Source organism: Flavobacterium sp. DSP2-3-1 (genome assembly GCF_049896865.1).
Taxonomy (GTDB): domain Bacteria; phylum Bacteroidota; class Bacteroidia; order Flavobacteriales; family Flavobacteriaceae; genus Flavobacterium.
On sequence record NZ_JAFCVD010000011.1, the window covers coordinates 35,200 to 52,336 of the forward strand.

The 17,137-nt window shown below is 32.5% G+C and carries 14 protein-coding genes and 1 pseudogene; 3 read left to right on the forward strand and 12 right to left on the reverse strand.

Annotated elements, in window-relative coordinates:
- Window positions 1–25 precede the first annotated feature (25 nt).
- The 6 genes and pseudogenes from ACP7AT_RS12930 to ACP7AT_RS12955 all read right to left on the reverse strand — a co-directional run bounded on the left by ACP7AT_RS12930 (window position 26) and on the right by ACP7AT_RS12955 (window position 6,644).
- The gene (locus ACP7AT_RS12930; protein ID WP_426064750.1) at window positions 26–364 is read right to left on the reverse strand and encodes a DHCW motif cupin fold protein; all 339 of its coding nucleotides are present in this window, start codon (window positions 362–364) and stop codon (window positions 26–28) included.
- Window positions 365–503: 139 nt separating this feature from the next.
- Entirely contained in the window at window positions 504–1,271 is a 768-nt protein-coding gene (locus ACP7AT_RS12935) for a carboxypeptidase-like regulatory domain-containing protein (protein WP_426064752.1), read from the reverse strand.
- Between the two features lie 86 nt (window positions 1,272–1,357).
- Window positions 1,358–3,283: a DEAD/DEAH box helicase gene (locus tag ACP7AT_RS12940; protein WP_426064753.1), complete on the reverse strand. Its 1,926-nt coding sequence runs from the start codon at window positions 3,281–3,283 to the stop codon at window positions 1,358–1,360.
- A 202-nt stretch (window positions 3,284–3,485) separates the two neighbouring features.
- Window positions 3,486–4,064 (reverse strand): non-canonical purine NTP diphosphatase, encoded by a 579-nt coding sequence (locus tag ACP7AT_RS12945; protein WP_426064755.1) that lies wholly within the window; start codon window positions 4,062–4,064, stop codon window positions 3,486–3,488.
- A gap of 1,567 nt (window positions 4,065–5,631) precedes the next feature.
- The gene (locus ACP7AT_RS12950) at window positions 5,632–5,820 is read right to left on the reverse strand and encodes a hypothetical protein (RefSeq protein WP_426064756.1); all 189 of its coding nucleotides are present in this window, start codon (window positions 5,818–5,820) and stop codon (window positions 5,632–5,634) included.
- Window positions 5,821–5,874: 54 nt separating this feature from the next.
- Window positions 5,875–6,644 (reverse strand): annotated as a pseudogene (locus ACP7AT_RS12955) (glutamate synthase-related protein).
- Between the two features lie 644 nt (window positions 6,645–7,288).
- Here ACP7AT_RS12955 and ACP7AT_RS12960 point away from each other — a divergent pair.
- Entirely contained in the window at window positions 7,289–9,670 is a 2,382-nt protein-coding gene (locus tag ACP7AT_RS12960; RefSeq protein WP_426064758.1) for a 7TM diverse intracellular signaling domain-containing protein, read from the forward strand.
- Here ACP7AT_RS12960 and ACP7AT_RS12965 read toward each other — a convergent pair.
- The 3 genes from ACP7AT_RS12965 to ACP7AT_RS12975 all read right to left on the reverse strand — a co-directional run bounded on the left by ACP7AT_RS12965 (window position 9,667) and on the right by ACP7AT_RS12975 (window position 12,328).
- Complete coding sequence (locus tag ACP7AT_RS12965) at window positions 9,667–10,431, reverse strand: NYN domain-containing protein (RefSeq protein WP_426064759.1); 765 nt, start codon at window positions 10,429–10,431, stop codon at window positions 9,667–9,669. The two genes, ACP7AT_RS12960 and ACP7AT_RS12965, sit on opposite strands and share 4 nt — an antisense overlap.
- Window positions 10,432–10,494: 63 nt before the next feature.
- Window positions 10,495–11,055 carry a GDYXXLXY domain-containing protein gene (locus tag ACP7AT_RS12970; RefSeq protein ID WP_426064760.1) on the reverse strand — a complete coding sequence of 187 codons (561 nt, stop codon included), beginning with the start codon at window positions 11,053–11,055 and terminating at the stop codon, window positions 10,495–10,497.
- A complete protein-coding gene (locus ACP7AT_RS12975) occupies window positions 11,045–12,328 on the reverse strand; it encodes a DUF2157 domain-containing protein (protein ID WP_426064762.1) in 1,284 nt (427 codons plus the stop codon). Before ACP7AT_RS12975 ends, ACP7AT_RS12970 begins: the two co-directional genes overlap by 11 nt.
- A 267-nt stretch (window positions 12,329–12,595) precedes the next feature.
- On the opposite strand from ACP7AT_RS12975, the gene ACP7AT_RS12980 reads away from it, so the two are divergent.
- Window positions 12,596–13,858: an aminotransferase class I/II-fold pyridoxal phosphate-dependent enzyme gene (locus ACP7AT_RS12980; RefSeq protein WP_426064763.1), complete on the forward strand. Its 1,263-nt coding sequence runs from the start codon at window positions 12,596–12,598 to the stop codon at window positions 13,856–13,858.
- Between the two features lie 110 nt (window positions 13,859–13,968).
- On the forward strand, window positions 13,969–14,442 hold the full coding sequence (locus tag ACP7AT_RS12985) for a hypothetical protein (protein WP_426064764.1): 474 nt from the start codon (window positions 13,969–13,971) through the stop codon (window positions 14,440–14,442).
- Between the two features lie 109 nt (window positions 14,443–14,551).
- On the opposite strand, the gene ACP7AT_RS12990 is transcribed toward ACP7AT_RS12985, so the two are convergent.
- The 3 genes from ACP7AT_RS12990 to ACP7AT_RS13000 form a co-directional block, all read right to left on the reverse strand.
- Window positions 14,552–14,899: a hypothetical protein gene (locus ACP7AT_RS12990; protein WP_426064765.1), complete on the reverse strand. Its 348-nt coding sequence runs from the start codon at window positions 14,897–14,899 to the stop codon at window positions 14,552–14,554.
- A 124-nt stretch (window positions 14,900–15,023) separates the two neighbouring features.
- Window positions 15,024–16,142 carry a GTP cyclohydrolase gene (locus ACP7AT_RS12995; protein ID WP_426064766.1) on the reverse strand — a complete coding sequence of 373 codons (1,119 nt, stop codon included), beginning with the start codon at window positions 16,140–16,142 and terminating at the stop codon, window positions 15,024–15,026.
- Window positions 16,143–16,163: 21 nt separating this feature from the next.
- Window positions 16,164–17,099 (reverse strand): transporter, encoded by a 936-nt coding sequence (locus ACP7AT_RS13000; protein ID WP_426064768.1) that lies wholly within the window; start codon window positions 17,097–17,099, stop codon window positions 16,164–16,166.
- Window positions 17,100–17,137 lie beyond the last annotated feature (38 nt).

Genomic DNA, 17,137 nt, shown 5'->3' on the forward strand with positions numbered 1-17,137 from the left:
TAATATTTTTGATTTGTCTTAAATATTATTTTAAAAAATCCCCATCGATAATTAATAATGCTACACCATTAACAGACATAGAGCGATGCGAACTAGCATCATCAGAAACTACATAGGTCATTCCTTTAGAAAGCAGAACTTGTTCTCCCGATTTTAATTCACTAATAAAATCTCCTTCAAGACAATGAACAACATGTCCTTTTTGACACCAGTGATTTGCCAGATAATCTTTGGAATACCTTACTTTACGAATTCTAAGTCCGCCTAATTGTATTGTTTGCCAATGCGCTATTCCTGTTGTCCCGATATGTTCAGTTTTTTCTATTGAATCCCAATCAATAGTTTGGAAAGGTATATTGGACATTTATTTTACTTTTTTGATTATTTAAATTTTGAATAGAACTTGAATGTAATGACTTTAAAATAAAAGTCCCCAATTTTTTCAGAATTGAGGAATAATCTAATTTATTATAAAAGTCTAAACTTTAATTCAATAACAATTTTTATTTTTTCTTTAGAACTTTGTATTCCTCATAACAACCACTAATGGCGTCCATAATTTGTAGGTCGTTCGCCGTTTTTATAAACGATTCCGAATAGTTGCAACGTTGTAAAATCTCAGGGATTTCATTTTTATCAATACCTAAAAGTACGGCTATAGTTTCTCTGTCAAATTTTGATTCCAGAAGATTACGTACCGTATCATCTTTCTTCATTTCTTTGAGTTTTTTGAGCTCTTTTGGATTGTTACCAAAGAAATTATATAGCATATCTGCTGGATTAAAGATAGAACCAAGAACTTTTCCAAACGCATTTGGAGAATATTCGCCAGCTTCATATCCCTGAGTCAATCCGGAAATACTGTAGCGATAGTTTTCTTTTACAGGAATAATTTTGGTGTCTACTTCAAGATAACCGGTCAGATTAAAAGGGCGTATTACCACTTCTTCAAGTGCGATCGCTTTTTCAGTAAGTTGTATTTTGGTGCTTTTATTTTTGATCCAGTCATTAGTGACCCTAACACGAAGAGATTGAAAACCCAGACTTGTAATGTGTAAGGTGTCGTTTAATTGAACATCTATCTCAAAAAATCCTCCTGCATCAGTTGTAGCACCCCTTACTTTGTTGATATTAATAATATTTACGCTGGATAGGGGTTGTCTGGTTGAATTACTGATGATGATACCATCAACTTTTTGTGAAGGTTCTTTAACTTGCGCAAACGCTGTTGCGGATATTACTAAAAAAAAGAAAACTACAAAATATTTCATAAACTGATTTAAGACTTTAAAAGTAATAAAACAGGATTAAATATTTTGTAGTTCCAGTATAATTATAAGAAAATTAACAATACCTGTTAGTCTCTTCTTGGTCTTCTTGGTCTTGGTGAATCACCAAAGCTTTCAGATCTTCTCGGTGCTCTATCAGATGAACCTTCAGTTCTAGGCCTGTCAGATGAAAAACCACCTTCTCTTCTTGGAGCATCACTTCTTCCGCCAAATCCACCTTCTCTAGGAGCCGAATTTCTATCGCTTCTAAATCCGCCTGAACCTTCTCTTCTTGGGGCAAAACTTCCTTCTCTTCTTGGAGCTGAACTTCTTCCGCCACCAAAACTTCCACCTGAACTTCTTCCATTATGGTCACGTCTTCCGCCACCGTCGTTTTTAGAAATTTCAACATTGATTCTACGTCCTTCTAATTGCACGTTATTCAATATTTCCATTACTTTATCAGTATGCTCGGGATCTGTGTTAAAGAAAGAGAAGCCTTCTTTTACATCTACTTTGAAAACGTCATCACGACCTAAGTCCAATGTTTCTTTCAAATAATCTTTTAATGACATCCAATCAAAGTTATCTCTAGAACCTATGTTCACAAAATATCTTGTTGCACCACTATTGTTATTTTCTCGTGGAGCACCGTCTCTGTCATCATGATCACGTCTTTCAGAACCTGATGCTTGATTAGAAATATCTCTAGTTTTCTTGTAATAATTGATAAAACGATTGAATTCAACCGACACCATTTTCTTAATAAGTTCTTCTTTAGATAAACCCTCAAGTACACTATTAATTGCAGGAAGGTAAGTGTCAATTTCATGATCAACTTCAGTATCCTTAATCTTCGTTGCTAAGTGTAACAATTGGATTTCACAGATTTCAATTCCAGAAGGAATTGTTTTCTCTTCAAATTTTTGTTTGATGATTCTTTCAATTGAAGAAATCTTACGCAATTCACTTTTAGTTACAATTACAATAGAAGTCCCTAATTTACCCGCACGACCAGTACGACCAGAACGGTGATTGTATGTTTCTATTTCGTCAGGTAATTGATAATTTACTACGTGAGTAATATTGTCAACGTCAATTCCACGTGCAGCAACATCAGTCGCTACAAGCATCTGAATTTGTCTTCCGCGGAAAGATTTCATTACCCCATCACGTTGCGCTTGAGATAAATCTCCGTGCAAAGCAGCAGCGCTGTATCCGTCTTCAATCAATTTTTCAGCAACAGCTTGCGTATCTCTTTTGGTACGACAAAAAACTACTGAGAAAATGTCTGGATTAGAATCGGCTAAACGTTTTAAAGCTTCGTAACGGTCACGAGCATTAACAAGGTAAAATTCGTGTGAAACTGTAGCTGAACCCGAGTTTTTAGTTCCAACTGTAATTTCAATTGGATCTTTCATGAATTGTTTTCCAATACGTGCTACTTCAGCAGGCATTGTTGCAGAGAATAACCATGTATTTTTTTCGTCTGGCGTAGTCGAAAGGATGTTTACGATATCTTCATAAAAACCCATGTTCAACATTTCGTCAGCTTCGTCAAGGATACAATAGTTGATTTGAGAGATGTTTACTAAACCTCTATTAATCATGTCTTGCATTCTTCCTGGAGTTGCCACAATAATCTGCGCACCTCTCTTTATGTCTCTCGCTTGTTCTGTTATGCTAGCTCCACCGTAAACTGCTACCACATTAATACCTTTTTCGTATTTAGAGTAGTTTTTAATTTCGTTGGTAATCTGCAAACACAATTCGCGGGTTGGAGATAAAATTAATGCTTGTGTGTTTCTGTTGTTGGCATCAATTTTCTGAATAACTGGAAAACCAAAAGCTGCCGTTTTCCCTGTCCCTGTCTGAGCCAACGCAACCATATCTGTGTCTTTTTCCAATAATAGGGGAATCGCTTTCTCCTGTACTTCGGTCGGATTTTCAAATCCTAGATCTAAAATCGCCTTCAGTAACGATTCACTCAATCCTAATTGTTCAAATTTATTCATATGTATTTTTAAAATAGGGTGCAAAATTACTGTTTATAATCCATATAAACTAATGCTATTTTAAGATTTGATGATTTATTATAATTTGATTATCAGAAAGTTATATTTTTATTTACAAATTTGAGGTTTCGATTTAGGCTATTGAGTATAAAATCATGACTTTGAATTTAATATTGTGTTGTAAAAATGTTGTAATCATAACTTATTCGATTTCTTTCAAAAAATTAATTAATTGCTGAGTCGCCTTTCCTCTGTGACTTATTTTATTTTTTACGTCCAAGGATAATTGGGCAAATGTTTGAGGAAATCCTTCCGGTTGAAAAATGGGATCGTAACCAAAACCTTGATTACCAATTTTTTTTAAAGTAATCTCACCTTTTGCAATTCCTGTAAAAAGATATTGTTTGCCGTTTAAATTTAATGCGATAACAGTTTTAAATTGTGCTTTCCTTTCATTTTGAACTGCTAAGACTTCTAATAGTTTATTCATATTATCATCTGCATTGCGTTGTTCGCCAGCGTAGCGTGCGGAGAAAACGCCCGGATCGCCATTTAAAGCGTCTACTTCCAGTCCAGTATCATCAGCAAAGCAATCATACCCGAATTTTTCAGTGACATAATTTGCTTTTTGAATTGCATTCCCTTCAATAGTGTCTGCGGTTTCTGGAATGTCTTCAAAACAACCAATGCTCTCTAAACTTAAAATGGTAATAGTTTCAGGAAGCATGCTTTGTAATTCCAAGATTTTATTTTTGTTATTTGAGGCGAATACGAATTGCATTTTTTTAGTTTTAATCTTCAAATATACATTTTCTACTTATTTAAGAATTGAAATGATTGATTTTTTATTACAAATATTTATTGGCTGGATATAAAGATTTAAGCATTTTTAATATCGATTTAAATTACCATCTTAATATTTAGTTAAAGTAATATTTATCAATATTTTAAATAAAATTTTAACGTATATTTAAATGTAGTTTTGATTGGTCACTTGAATAATTCACCAGCAATAGTGATAATATTCAGATAGTCAATTGTACTGAACGGTAGAGTTGATAATGGTAAATCAAAATTAACAGTTGGAGGTCTTTCACAAGGCCTCCTTTTTTTTGGAATATTTTCATCAGCAATTTTATACTCTAAAATACAGCGATAATATGTTAGTAATAGTATGCAAATCAATAAGTTAAAAACATGTTAAAGTATTAATTAAGTGTTTTTTATGTTTAAAACTGTTGTATATTTGATTGTGGTTTTGGTTTTTTGTTGAATATATCCATCTGCAAAGAGAAGAGTATTTAATAGTTAGTAGCATCGAAAGATTCAATCTGATAACAACAAACCAAAGTCCATATTTGGAGGCCCTTTAAAAAGGCCTCCTTTTTTTGTGCCTATTTGTAAAACAAAAAAATGATTTTTAAAATTTTTCAATTGTTGAAAATGCATTCACTTATTTATTCGTAATGTTGGGATTTAAATAAACTGTTTAGAATTGTTGTTATTGTATTGGCAAACAGCACGTTAAATACATGTTAAAGTCTTTATCAAGGGTTTTTAATTCAAAAACTGTTGTATATTTGAATATGGTTTTGGTTTTTTGTTGAATATGTCCATCTGCAAAGAGAAGAATATTTATTAGTTAGTAGCATCGAAAGATTCAATCTGATAACAACACACCAAAGTTCATATTTGGAGGCCCTTTAAAACGGCCTCCTTTTTTTGCTCTTTCTCCAATAAATAATTTTGCAGTTTGTTAAGATCTCATTTTAAATTTTAAAAAACTATATGATAAAATTCCCTTTCAAATATGAATTATATAAATGAAATAATGCTTTTAAAATTTTAAATTATAGTTAAAATACTGACAATGAATTTATTGCAATAAAATAATTGTATCTTTGATTGTGGTTTTGATTAATTGATTAAGTTGTTACTTTTATAATGAGATTGACAACTTATAATTGACTCTATCAGTAACGGTATGAGTTAGTATTGGTAAATCAGAATCAACAATTGGAGGACTTTACAAGTCCTCCTTTTTTTATTACCACTAATACATATTAGTATTGTTTCATAATCGTAATTACTAAAATCACCTGTTAATTTGAGGTTAAAGTATTGATTATTAGCACTTGTTAATTTATTAAATCTTAAATTTAAATGTGGTTTTGATTCATTACTTGAGTATATCCATCTTACAATAAGATTTGATAATTCAATAATCATCTATACTTGCAACAGTATGAGTTGATAATGGTAAATCAGAATCAACAACTGGAGGGCTATAAAGGCCCTCCTTTTAATTCAAGCGTATTTTACTTTGATTCTTGATTACACTTTTTAAATTATTTCGAAAAATATAAATTGGATAAATGAACTAATTCATCACCGTGAACAAAAATATTGATGTCAACTCCAGCAAAGCTTTTTTTACTTGCTGCAGGAAGGATCACGTCAGCGGAGTATAAAGTGTTTTTATTAAAATTAAAAACGCGTTCTGTCTTATCTGTAACCACTAATCCTTTTATCCTCATTTAGTCTTGTGTTACAACTCTTGTTGGACATTCGTTATTGTTTAATCGTAACGCTTAGATACATCCCAACAATAATATACATCGGCGCGCACTATTGCAAATGTCAGCGCCAATTGCTCTTGCTCTCCGTATGGAATATCCAAATATAAGTTTACCAATGGAAATGATTCGGATTTTTTCTTTAATTCTAAAACTAACTAAAGCTTTGTTGACAAAAATATGTAATGACTCAAATAGCATTCCTGCACCATCTGCAAATTTTAATGATCCAGTAATAATTCCTGCCTCGGCACCATCTACGGTAATGAAATCAGGAAAGCAGTTTTGAGTAGTCATTTCGTGGCATATTAGTTCAAATTCTCGGGTATCTACAATGCATAATTTAAAGTCAATTGGTTTGCCATTAGACAGCTGACGTAATTTTGCTATTGAAGCAACCAAAGTTATTATATCTTCAAAAGCAGAAGGACTAGGAGAAGAAAGTATTGTTGTGTTTAGTAAAAGACCTCTTATTTTAGCAATTTGCAACGTGTTTTTTGCTTCAGGTAAAACACCTTCATGACCTGATTTTGCTCCCTTTGGTAATTTAATTAAACTCATTTTTACTTCTGGCAAATTTGCTTTTTCAGCAAAATTAATGCCATCGAGTCCACCTCTATTATCTCGGCAGCCAAAACAACCAGTACCCATTTGCCAGAATACGTCGCCATGTGTTGATGGTATTGGATTAAACCACCTTTGCCGGTATTGTGATGTAATTTTTCTTTTTGGGCTCCTTGGTTCAGTTTCACTATTGCATTTTTGCTTAAAGAATCAAAACTCATTGCTGAAATGTTTAATCAGCAAGGTTAATACTGTTGTGTTCAATCAGGCGCGCCAATTGAAACCCGCAGAAGCTCTTAATTGTCTGCTGTTGGGAAAATAGAATGTTTATTTCCTTCCTACATAGACTGGTTTTAATTCATTTGTGTCCCAAACGATGTCTTCGAATCAATATTTTTAGCTCTTTGATACGTGAGCGAACATTCATTTCTTGAAAATGGTTTTCCGTTCGTGCAACGTTCTGAAAAATATCGCAGAATCGCAGGAGCTATCATTTCGAATATATCTGAAATAACCCAAAACAGCAAAATTTCTTAAAATGCAATGTTTGTATCGTGAAGCATTTGCAAAACTTACTGAGAATATACAATCAATGCAGCCATGAATAGCAATCCAATATTAAAATAATAATAAATGACAGGTTTACTCATAAGTACGAATATTACTAAAAATATAATTTTTTGACTTATTGTAAAGTTTTTTCAGCCCCGACAATAATAAGAATTTTAAATATTTTGGACTTTTAATTCTGTTATTTGACAGAAATTGCTTTATTTCACAAAACAAATGTAAAATTTAAGCGTAGTTGGAAAACTAAAGTTTCTTACGTTACGTACATATGTTGCTTAATCATAATTTATTAAACATGAGTCAAAAAACCAATAAACAGATTTGTGCTATTTTGAAATTATTATTTTTCACCTTGTTTTTTTCAAACACCTATTCTCAATATGTCTTTAGCGGTGATACAATTCCTAAAGAAATCTCTTTGCATAATCACACCACAATTGCAGATGTAGGGAAAAGAAGTTTGGATATCAAATATGTTGTTGCCAATTATGACACCCTGAATCCCACAAAACTTATCAGTGAAAATGATGATTTAGGTTTTACTCAAAATAATTTTTGGTCAAAAACAAAAATAAAAAATCTTACAAATTCAAAATTAAATTATTATCTGGAAACGGCACGTCCCATAACAGATTTAGTAGAATTATTTATTGTTGATGTAGCCTCAGGAAAAATAACTACCAAGATTAGTGGGGATAATTTGGCATATTCCGAACGTAGTTTCGATAATCGAAAAACTATTTTTAAGATTGAAATAGCACCAAAATCTAGTTTGCAATTATATATGCATTTGAAGAGTGACGGTGAGGTAATAAAAATTCCCGTAATGCTTTATTCGTCGGAAAGGTTCATACAAATGATTTCAAATGAACAATTATTTTTTGGAATTTTTTACGGCATTTTGTCTATCGCAGCTATTATCTATTTTTTCTTCTTTTTTGCTTTAAATGAAAAAATATTTTTATACTATAGTCTCTACGTTTTATTTGTTGGATTACTACAATTCGCGTTAGATGGTTTTTTCTACAAGTATGTCACACCAAATGCAGGATGGTTTTCAAATCATAGTGTCTTATTTATGGCGATAATTGCCGTCTTTTTTTCGGGTAAATACAGTGAATTATTTTTAAAGATTAAAAAAAATAGTAAGAAAATTTATATTCTGTTTAATATCGCTTACGTATTATTGTTTTTATTATTATTATGCATCATTTTTATTCCCTCAACTTTGTTATTTTCGTACGTTTTAGTCAACGTTCTTACGCTTGTGTTTTTGATTTTAATTGTATGCTCAATAATATATTTATATTGTAAAAAAAAGTACATAGATCCTTTTTTCACAGCTGGTATTTCATTTCTGATCATCGGATTCGGTATTTTTATTTTATATAATTTCGGATTATTACCTAATAATTTTTTCAATCAAAACAGTTCAAAATTAGGGACTGGATTAGAGGTTATTTTTCTTTCACTTTCGATGGCAAATTTGATACGGAATTTGAAAAATGAAAAAAACGAGCTCAATCGTCTTGCTTTGATTCGCTCCGAAGAAATGAATGATTTAAAATCCTATTTCTTATCTAATATCAGTCATGAATTGCGAACGCCGCTGAATGCAATTATAAATTTAATTGATTCTATTTCTAGTGAAGTTCAGGATGATGTAATCAAAAAAAATTGCCAAATTATAAAGTACTCTTCTCATAGTTTATTAAGTTCTGTGAATGATATATTAGACTTTTCTAAAATCGAAAAAGGAGAATTAAAGCTTGAAAAGAACCCATTTGATCTAGTACAGGTTTTGGGAAATTTAAAGAATAATGCCATCAATAGAGCCGAAGATAAAGGATTAGTATTTCAGTTTTCAAAGTCAGGTACTTTTCCTGATTTAGTGATCGGGGATGTTAACCGATTGGTTCAAGTTGTGAATAATGTGCTGAATAATGCCATCAAATTTACAGCGACAGGATTTGTCAAATTTCATGTTGATTGCCAATTGAAAGAGGGAAATATAGCCAGTTTGATTTTGACTGTTTCGGATTCCGGTGTTGGCATTTCAAAAGATAAAATGGAAAGTATTTTTGACTCTTTTTCTCAAAATATTATTGATAATAAACGAAAATTTGGCGGACTTGGTTTAGGACTTTATATCGTGAAAACTTTAGTCGATATGCAAAACGGAACCATCAAAATGGAAAGTAAAGTAAACGAAGGAACGACTGTCGTTATTACAATTGATTTTGCCATATCAGCACAGCAAAGAAAGCTAGAGGCTCCCGCTAAAGTTGCTTTAGATGATTTGGCAGGAAAATCCATTTTAGTGGTCGAAGATAATCCCATTAACCAGATGGTGATAAAAATGATTACAAAAAAATGGTTGGATACTAAGGTCGTTTATGCTAATAATGGTCAGGAAGCATTAGATGCATTTAAAACAAATCAATTTGATATTGTATTAATGGATCTACAAATGCCAATCATGGATGGTTATGAGGCAACAATCGCTATCAGAAATGGCGAAGCTGGAGCGCACAATAGCAATATTCCTATCATTGCAGTTACCGCCGATGTAATGGAAACCACAAAAGATCGTGTAAAGGAAATAGGAATGAATGATTATTTGTCGAAACCACTAAAGAAAGAAACTTTATATGAGGCGGTTAAAAAATTAGTTTAACTGAAACGCAGTCTTACATAAACGTGTTTGATTCCTTTTTTATCAGAGTCTCTTTCGTCGATTTCGAGTATGTCAGTCAATGATTTTAGCATGGGAGTTAATTTTGAAAAGCCATAATTTCTTGGGTCAAATTCCGGTTTTTTCTTTACAATTAGGTTTCCCACATCACCTAGAAACGCCCAACCGCTATCGTCAGCAATATCTTCTATGGTTGACTCTATTAATTCTATAGTATGCAAATCGACTTTATTTAAGCTTTTTGGCGTTGCTTTTTTAGTATCAGTTGCGGTTCTTTTTGGTAACTTCTTTTTAATGGCGCCATCCAAAACTTCGATATAAATGAAACGGTCACAGGCTACAATGAATGAGTTTGGCGTTTTTTGTTCGCCGATTCCAATGACTTTCATTCCGGATTCTCTCAATCGGATGGCCAAACGTGTAAAATCAGAATCACTGGATACGATACAAAAACCATCCACTTTATCGGAATACAATAAATCCATAGCATCAATAATCATCGCTGAATCTGAAGAGTTTTTTCCAACTGTATAACTGTATTGTTGAATAGGAGTAATGGCGTGTTCCAATAATACACTTTTCCAGCCACCTGCATTTGGTTTAGTCCAATCGGCGTAAATACGTTTGGTGGTGGGTGTTCCAAATTTAGCAATTTCTTCCATCATTCCTTTTACATTGCTGTACGGAACATTGTCAGCATCAATGAGAACGGCTAATTTTAATTCTTTTGTATCTTGTGACATTTTATTAAAAGTATTGATTTTCGTACTTAAAGGTACAGATTATTCTTTTGAATTGTGTTTATTTTATTTTTTGGAAGCCAAATCTTTAATTGAAACGTCATTGATGCGAACATCCTTAAGTACCGCTTCTCCATTTTTTACTGCCACTAAAGCGTAAGTTTCGTTTTTCTTTTTGATAGAGAATTCCTGATAGATTTTCTCCGCTTTTTGCGCAATATCGTCATTCATATAAAACCGATTGAAAGGAAAATCTATTAGTATTTTGGAGTTAATATAATCCAAACTAATTTTCAATTTAATATAGGATTCGTTATTTTTTGGTTTGATTTTAGAAATAGAACTGATTTTGGCAAACCCATTTTTGTCGGTAGTGAGTGTTGCAAAAACAGTTTCACCGCTGTGCCATTTAATGTTTTTTTGTACAGTGATTTCTCTTTCTTTAAAGAATAATGTAATGTATTTTCCTCTAAAAGGATCGTACGGATCTAGTGGAATAGTTTGGAATCTAAATTCTTTTCCACTTTTTATAATATCTTCCTGATTGTATATCATTTGGAATGGAACGTATAATTGCGCCGTAACAATCAAGATGAAAATTAGGAATGTAATTTTCTTATTTTTCATTTTTGTTTCTTTTTTTAAGGATGAAATAATTAGCCAAAAAGAATCCTAAACCAATTGTTATAAATAGAATCCCTCGAAGGACGAAACTTAAATCAGTATCGAAAAAACGACACATAATAAGAACAGTAATAAGGAGTAATCCAAAATTCAATAGTCCCATATGATTTCGTTTTATGCCTCGTTTAACTTCAAATATACCAATGAATAATACGAGTGCATTTGCTGCTAATGAAAACTCGTAACCGGTAATGAGAGGAAGTATGTTCATCAAAAATGCAAATTCTAAAAGAGAGACTTCCTTAAAATTTGTTAGACTGTTTTTTTTGTAAAAGAAAAACGCTGCGAGTACTGTGAGTACAAAAGCAGTTATGAATTCTATCGACAGCAGTGTTTCTAATATTGAATCCGTTTTGTAAAAAGATTTATTCCAAAACCACTTAAAACTATATAACAGCAATAAATAGAGTATCCCTAATTTTCCAACAATCAGAAAGCTGTTGTTTTTTAATTTCTGCTGGTCAAAAAATGGAGTCTTACCAATGAAGTAAAAAATCGTGAATAAACTTATGTAGCTTAAATACAGTAAATGTCCATTTTTATGGGCAATCGTACCGAGGCAAATTACAATTGATATAGAAATAAACCAGTTGTGAAACAGTGTAAAGTTGCTTAGTGCTTTAGTTTTTACCAACTGATAATAATAGGGAGAAATTCCTAAAAGTAAAAACCAGTGTAAAAAGGAATGCGTACTTGGATAGGTAAAATAATTAGAATTACAGCCATAATACGTAATCCCAGAAATATATAAAAGAGAAACTATCGAGGATTGAAGCAGATAAACCAGTGGTAAACTCAATAGCATCCAAGCAATAATGAAGGAATTAATATCTCCGGGAATATTATAAACCTGAGCAACTAATGAAATGCTTGCGCCAATGGCAAAGAATACAAAAACGGATGCTGTTTCTCTCCAAACCGTACTTGCGGATTTTTTTAAAAGAGAATAGCCGCAAAAAATCTGGCCAATCAGAAGCGGGAGAAAAGATAATACTACTCTGGTAAGTCTAGAAAGAGTATCCCAGTTATGTGCGAAAACAAGAATAATTCCAAGTCCAACAAGTATGGCTCCCAAAATCCCAAAAACGGAAAAGAGTCTGTTATAGTTTTCTTTTTTTTTTTGGTGGAAGTAATCGCGTATTCTCTCGGCTGTTTCTGCACTAACTACCTTGGCATTTAGTAGTTCATGCAGTTCATTTGTTATTTTGTCAGACATAAACTATGTTTTATATAATTCAAATATACAAAGTTTACCATTGGAATCGTTTTTTTAGCCCTGACCGCAACGGCATCCTTTTGCATTGTCATTGCGAGGAACGCAGCAATCTTCCTGACAGTGCAAAAGATACAGTGTAGAGCAGGAATTAGCTCCAGATAATCATAAAGTTAAAGCTTGAAAAATAAATTTACTTTCAAGTCCTTTATAAAGTTTAAATAATTATTTTTGCCACTTCTCAAAATTAAAATTATTACTTGATATATTATGGTAAAAGATTTATTCGAAAGGATTCAAAACAATAAAGGACCGTTAGGAAAATGGGCTTCACAAGCAGAAGGTTATTTTGTTTTTCCTAAATTAGAAGGTGAGTTGGGTCCAAGAATGCAGTTTGGTGGAAAAGATATTTTGAATTGGAGTTTGAATGACTATTTAGGTCTTGCTAATCATCCCGAAGTGCGTCAGGCAGATACGGAAGCAGCAGCACAGTATGGCGCCGCTTACCCAATGGGAGCGCGTATGATGAGTGGTCACACTAAATATCATGAGCAATTAGAGAATGAATTGGCAGCTTTTGTAATGAAAGAATCGGCATATTTGTTGAATTTTGGATATCAGGGAATTATGTCAACAATTGACGCTTTGGTTACAAAAAATGATGTAATTGTGTATGATGTTGATGCTCATGCTTGTATTATTGATGGCGTTCGTTTGCATATGGGGAAACGTTTTACATACCGTCACAATGATCTTGCAAGCATGGAAAAAAACTTGGAGCGTGCGACAAAATTAGCGGAAGTTACAGGAGGAGGAATTCTTTTTATTACCGAAGGTGTTTTTGGAATGCGTGGACAACAAGGAAAATTGAAGGAAATTGTTGCCATGAAAGAAAGATATAATTTCCGTTTGCTGGTTGATGATGCACATGGTTTTGGAACACTTGGAAAAACAGGTGCCGGAGCAGGAGAAGAGCAAGGTTGTCAGGACGGAATTGATATTTATTTCTCTACTTTTGCAAAATCGATGGCAAATATTGGTGCTTTTATAGCCGCAGACAAAGACATAATTGATTATTTAAAATACAATTTGCGTTCTCAAATGTTTGCTAAAGCATTGCCAATGATACAAACAATTGGCTCGTTAAAACGATTGGAACTGTTGCGTAATCACCCGGAATTAAAAGATAAATTGTGGGAAAATGTAAATGCGTTGCAAAACGGATTGAGAGAGCGTAATTTTAATATAGGTGACACCAATACCTGTGTAACTCCAGTATATCTTGAAGGAAGTGTACCGGAAGCAATGATTATGGTAAACGATTTACGAGAAAACTACGGCATTTTCTTATCGATTGTAATTTATCCTGTGATTCCAAAAGGGATTATCTTGTTGCGAATGATTCCTACAACGTCTCATACTTTATCAGATGTTGATGAAACACTATCTGCTTTTGAAGCGATTCGTGAGAAACTAGAAAATGGGACATACAAAGAAATTGCAAGTAGAACTACAGTCGATTTAGATGCATAATTAAGTAATTAAGTTTTTACATATAAATCCATCATTTTTCGGAATGATGGATTTTTTTGTATTTTATTGTGTCAGGAATTAGTATATTTATTAAACTAAATTGAAAATATATGAAAAAAGTAATATTATTGGGTGTCGTTTTTATTAGTGTTTTTGTTTCTTGTAAAAAAGGAATGAAAACGGAAGAATCTCCTGCTGTTTTAGAAAAAATTGTTGTTGAAGAACCTGAATCTAAAGAGTGTTACCGAGCAATTCTTAAAAAAGACACTGTTTCATTGACTTTAAATGTAAAAAACGGTCAGCTTTCTTCGGGAAATTTAAGCTATAATTTTTTTGAAAAAGATAAAAATGCAGGAACACTTGTAGGAGAATTTAAAGGAGACACGCTTTATGCGGATTATACTTTCATGTCCGAAGGTATTTCGTCAGTTCGCGAAGTTGCTTTCTTAAAAAAAGACGATTCTTATGTCGAAGGTTTTGGAGATGTGATTGATGACAATAAAGGGAAAGTAACTTTTAAAGATAAAAAACAATTACAATTTGATGGAAATGTTCTGTTATCAAAAGTGGATTGTAAAATGTGATTTACATGAATGGCATTAGTAAATTAATCTAATTGTCCGTTCGATCGCAGTCGAGAAATCAATAACATCTAGACTGTGCTCATTGTGACAAAATAATATTATTTACAGATTACTCTTTTCTTTTTTTCATGATATAGCGGTACAAGTATTGTGTGTCTCCTATTTTTTCATTGTCAATACTTATGAAATCATATCCATTTTTACTCATAAAATTTAAAGCATCAATGATAGAATTGAATTGATTTGGATTTCCGCTCAGGTCTTTTAATTCTTCTACTTTTTCTTGACCATAATCAACACTAATACTTAATTTTTTAGCAAATAATTTTGCTTCTTCTTTTATTTTTATGTAATCAATATCTAGTTCTGAAATGGGTTTGTTGTCTATAAATTGTGCGACAGCGCTGTACATTGACATTAATAAAAATACGATTGTTAAGAGTATTTGTTTTCTCATATATATTGTCTTAATTGTTTTAAATATTCTAAGGTAAAAAATGTTTTAAAACCCTAAATTAGAATAAAATTTTCACTGCAATGTAAAAGAAAGTTTATTTGAATTAATGTTAGAAAACTACTTATTACAACTCTTTTCTGTAAGTACATCTGCGCTTGTGAATCTGAGGATCAAAATGTTTCCACAAGTTGATGCTTGCGGCGTTATCAACTAATTCAGGAGTTCTGAAACAATTGACAATACCTTTTTCTTTGAAAGTTTCGTAGTATTCTTTGAATATAATGGCTGTGACCGCTTTGTTTTGGTATTCAGGCAACACACCAATAAGGTAGAAAATGACGTCCTTACTTCGTTTTTTTGCTTTGAGCAAATGAAGAAATCCAAATGGGAATAATTTCCCTTTTGCTTTTTGTATCGCCTCAGAAAAAGAGGGCATTACAATACTGAAAGCAACAATATTATGGTTTTTGTCTTCCACGAATTTGATAAATTCAGGATTGATGAAACTTATGTATTTTTTCTTGAAATATTCTTTTTCTGTATCTGAAATAGCTACAAACGAAGATAACGAAGCATAAGACTTATTGAATAAATCAAACATTTTATCCACGTGCGGCATTACTTCTTTGGTCGTTTTAAAATTAAGAGGATTTAATTGATACCTTCTTTTGACCAAATCATTTGCTTTTTCAAAAAATTCAGGCTTTACGTTTACAAAGGGAAATTTACTTTCAATATATTCTTTCTCTTTTACGTATCCCAATTGTTCGAAATGAGTGGCATAATATGGATTGTTGTACCACGTAATCATGGTTCCTATTTCATCAAAACCATCGGTCAGCACGCCCACTTTATCCAGATTTGAAAAACCCATAGGTCCTTCAACATATTCTAAATTGTTTTTTCGACCTAATTCATATACTTTTTCTAAAAGTGCTTTAGTCACCTTTACATCATCAATCACGTCAAACCATCCAAAACGAACTTTCATTTTTTGTTGGTCTTTTACCTCGCTCCAATTGATGATTGCGGCAATTCGGCCTACAGTTTTGTTATTTCTTTTGGCAATATAAAAATATGCTTCAGCAGTTTCAAAAGCAGGATTTTTAGTTTTATCAAATCCTTCCAGTTCCTCACCAATTAATGGCGGAACCCAATTCTTATTGTTTTTATATAAAGAAAAAGGGAATTTTACAAATTCAGTTAATTCACTTTTAGTTTTTGCTTCTTGTATTGTAATCATTCTGTTTTTTAAATTCTGTGATTATCCTTTTTTTGTCTTTTTTGCTCTTTTTTCCGCTTTCTTTCCTGAGTCCCCTGAGTCATTGTTTATGCGCACTTCCTGATAATTGGCGTCATAACGCCAGGAAAAACCAATTCCGCCATAGAGGGCAGATGGAGTGTCTTTCAGACTTGTACCAATCGAAGCGTCAATTTGCATGTCTTTATTTAATAAATAAGCGGCGCCTCCGCGAACAATTGCATCGCTGTAAAAATCACTTTTAAATCCTTGATTTTCTAAAAATCCAGACCATTTATCATTAATTCCTCGGGTTAAAGTCAATACATAACCATAACTAGGAAAATCAGTTGTTACATAATCAGCTATTATATTGGTTACAAAAACCCATCTACCGTCACCCAGATGGTTTTGAGTTATCAGTATTATCTTTGGGGAAATGCTGGATTCTGAAGAAAAAGAATACGGATTGTCCGCCATAGTGAAATTTGCTCCTGCAAAAACAGAAACGGCAGGTACCAGTTGACGCCAATTAAAAGCTCTGTTGGCTTTCCAGCTATAAATATTCACCTTTTTGTCGTAATTTTTGAAAGGATCGTAAATTAAATATTTGGCTCCCAAAATAGTTTGTTTGAAGTCGGCTCTTTTCGAGCTATTGAACAAGGTGGTATATTTCTCGTTCTGGTATTGTATGTCAGCTATCAATTCAAGTTTTTCCATGAACATTCCCCATCGTAAGGTGGCATCAACACCAAAACCATTGGCATCATAATTCAACAAACTATGGTTTTGTTTGATTCCATAAACGCCTGTTTCTATTTGGATTACTGATTTTCCAACTGCAAAAGCCGACATGGTTTCGCCTGGCCTGTTAGAATTTATTTGATCCGTATGCTGGCTGTAATGAATACTTGGAAACATTGCAATAGCTGCGATAAGTATGATTTTGATTTTGGACATATTATTTTTTTTGAGTTAAAAAGTAATAACGCTTTTCA

What these genes read in the sequence shown, in the direction of transcription:
- ACP7AT_RS12940 (WP_426064753.1), bottom strand. Translation starts at nt 3,283, where the DNA reads ATGAATAAATTTGAACAATTAGGATTGAGTGAATCGTTACTGAAGGCG.
- ACP7AT_RS12970 (WP_426064760.1), bottom strand. Translation starts at nt 11,055, where the DNA reads ATGAAAAATAAGAAAATTACATTCCTAATTTTCATCTTGATTGTTACG.
- ACP7AT_RS12935 (WP_426064752.1), bottom strand. Translation starts at nt 1,271, where the DNA reads ATGAAATATTTTGTAGTTTTCTTTTTTTTAGTAATATCCGCAACAGCG.
- ACP7AT_RS12980 (WP_426064763.1), top strand. Translation starts at nt 12,596, where the DNA reads ATGGTAAAAGATTTATTCGAAAGGATTCAAAACAATAAAGGACCGTTA.
- ACP7AT_RS12965 (WP_426064759.1), bottom strand. Translation starts at nt 10,431, where the DNA reads ATGTCACAAGATACAAAAGAATTAAAATTAGCCGTTCTCATTGATGCT.
- ACP7AT_RS12960 (WP_426064758.1), top strand. Translation starts at nt 7,289, where the DNA reads ATGAGTCAAAAAACCAATAAACAGATTTGTGCTATTTTGAAATTATTA.
- ACP7AT_RS12950 (WP_426064756.1), bottom strand. Translation starts at nt 5,820, where the DNA reads ATGAGGATAAAAGGATTAGTGGTTACAGATAAGACAGAACGCGTTTTT.
- ACP7AT_RS12930 (WP_426064750.1), bottom strand. Translation starts at nt 364, where the DNA reads ATGTCCAATATACCTTTCCAAACTATTGATTGGGATTCAATAGAAAAA.
- ACP7AT_RS13000 (WP_426064768.1), bottom strand. Translation starts at nt 17,099, where the DNA reads ATGTCCAAAATCAAAATCATACTTATCGCAGCTATTGCAATGTTTCCA.
- ACP7AT_RS12975 (WP_426064762.1), bottom strand. Translation starts at nt 12,328, where the DNA reads ATGTCTGACAAAATAACAAATGAACTGCATGAACTACTAAATGCCAAG.
- ACP7AT_RS12995 (WP_426064766.1), bottom strand. Translation starts at nt 16,142, where the DNA reads ATGATTACAATACAAGAAGCAAAAACTAAAAGTGAATTAACTGAATTT.
- ACP7AT_RS12985 (WP_426064764.1), top strand. Translation starts at nt 13,969, where the DNA reads ATGAAAAAAGTAATATTATTGGGTGTCGTTTTTATTAGTGTTTTTGTT.
- ACP7AT_RS12945 (WP_426064755.1), bottom strand. Translation starts at nt 4,064, where the DNA reads ATGCAATTCGTATTCGCCTCAAATAACAAAAATAAAATCTTGGAATTA.
- ACP7AT_RS12990 (WP_426064765.1), bottom strand. Translation starts at nt 14,899, where the DNA reads ATGAGAAAACAAATACTCTTAACAATCGTATTTTTATTAATGTCAATG.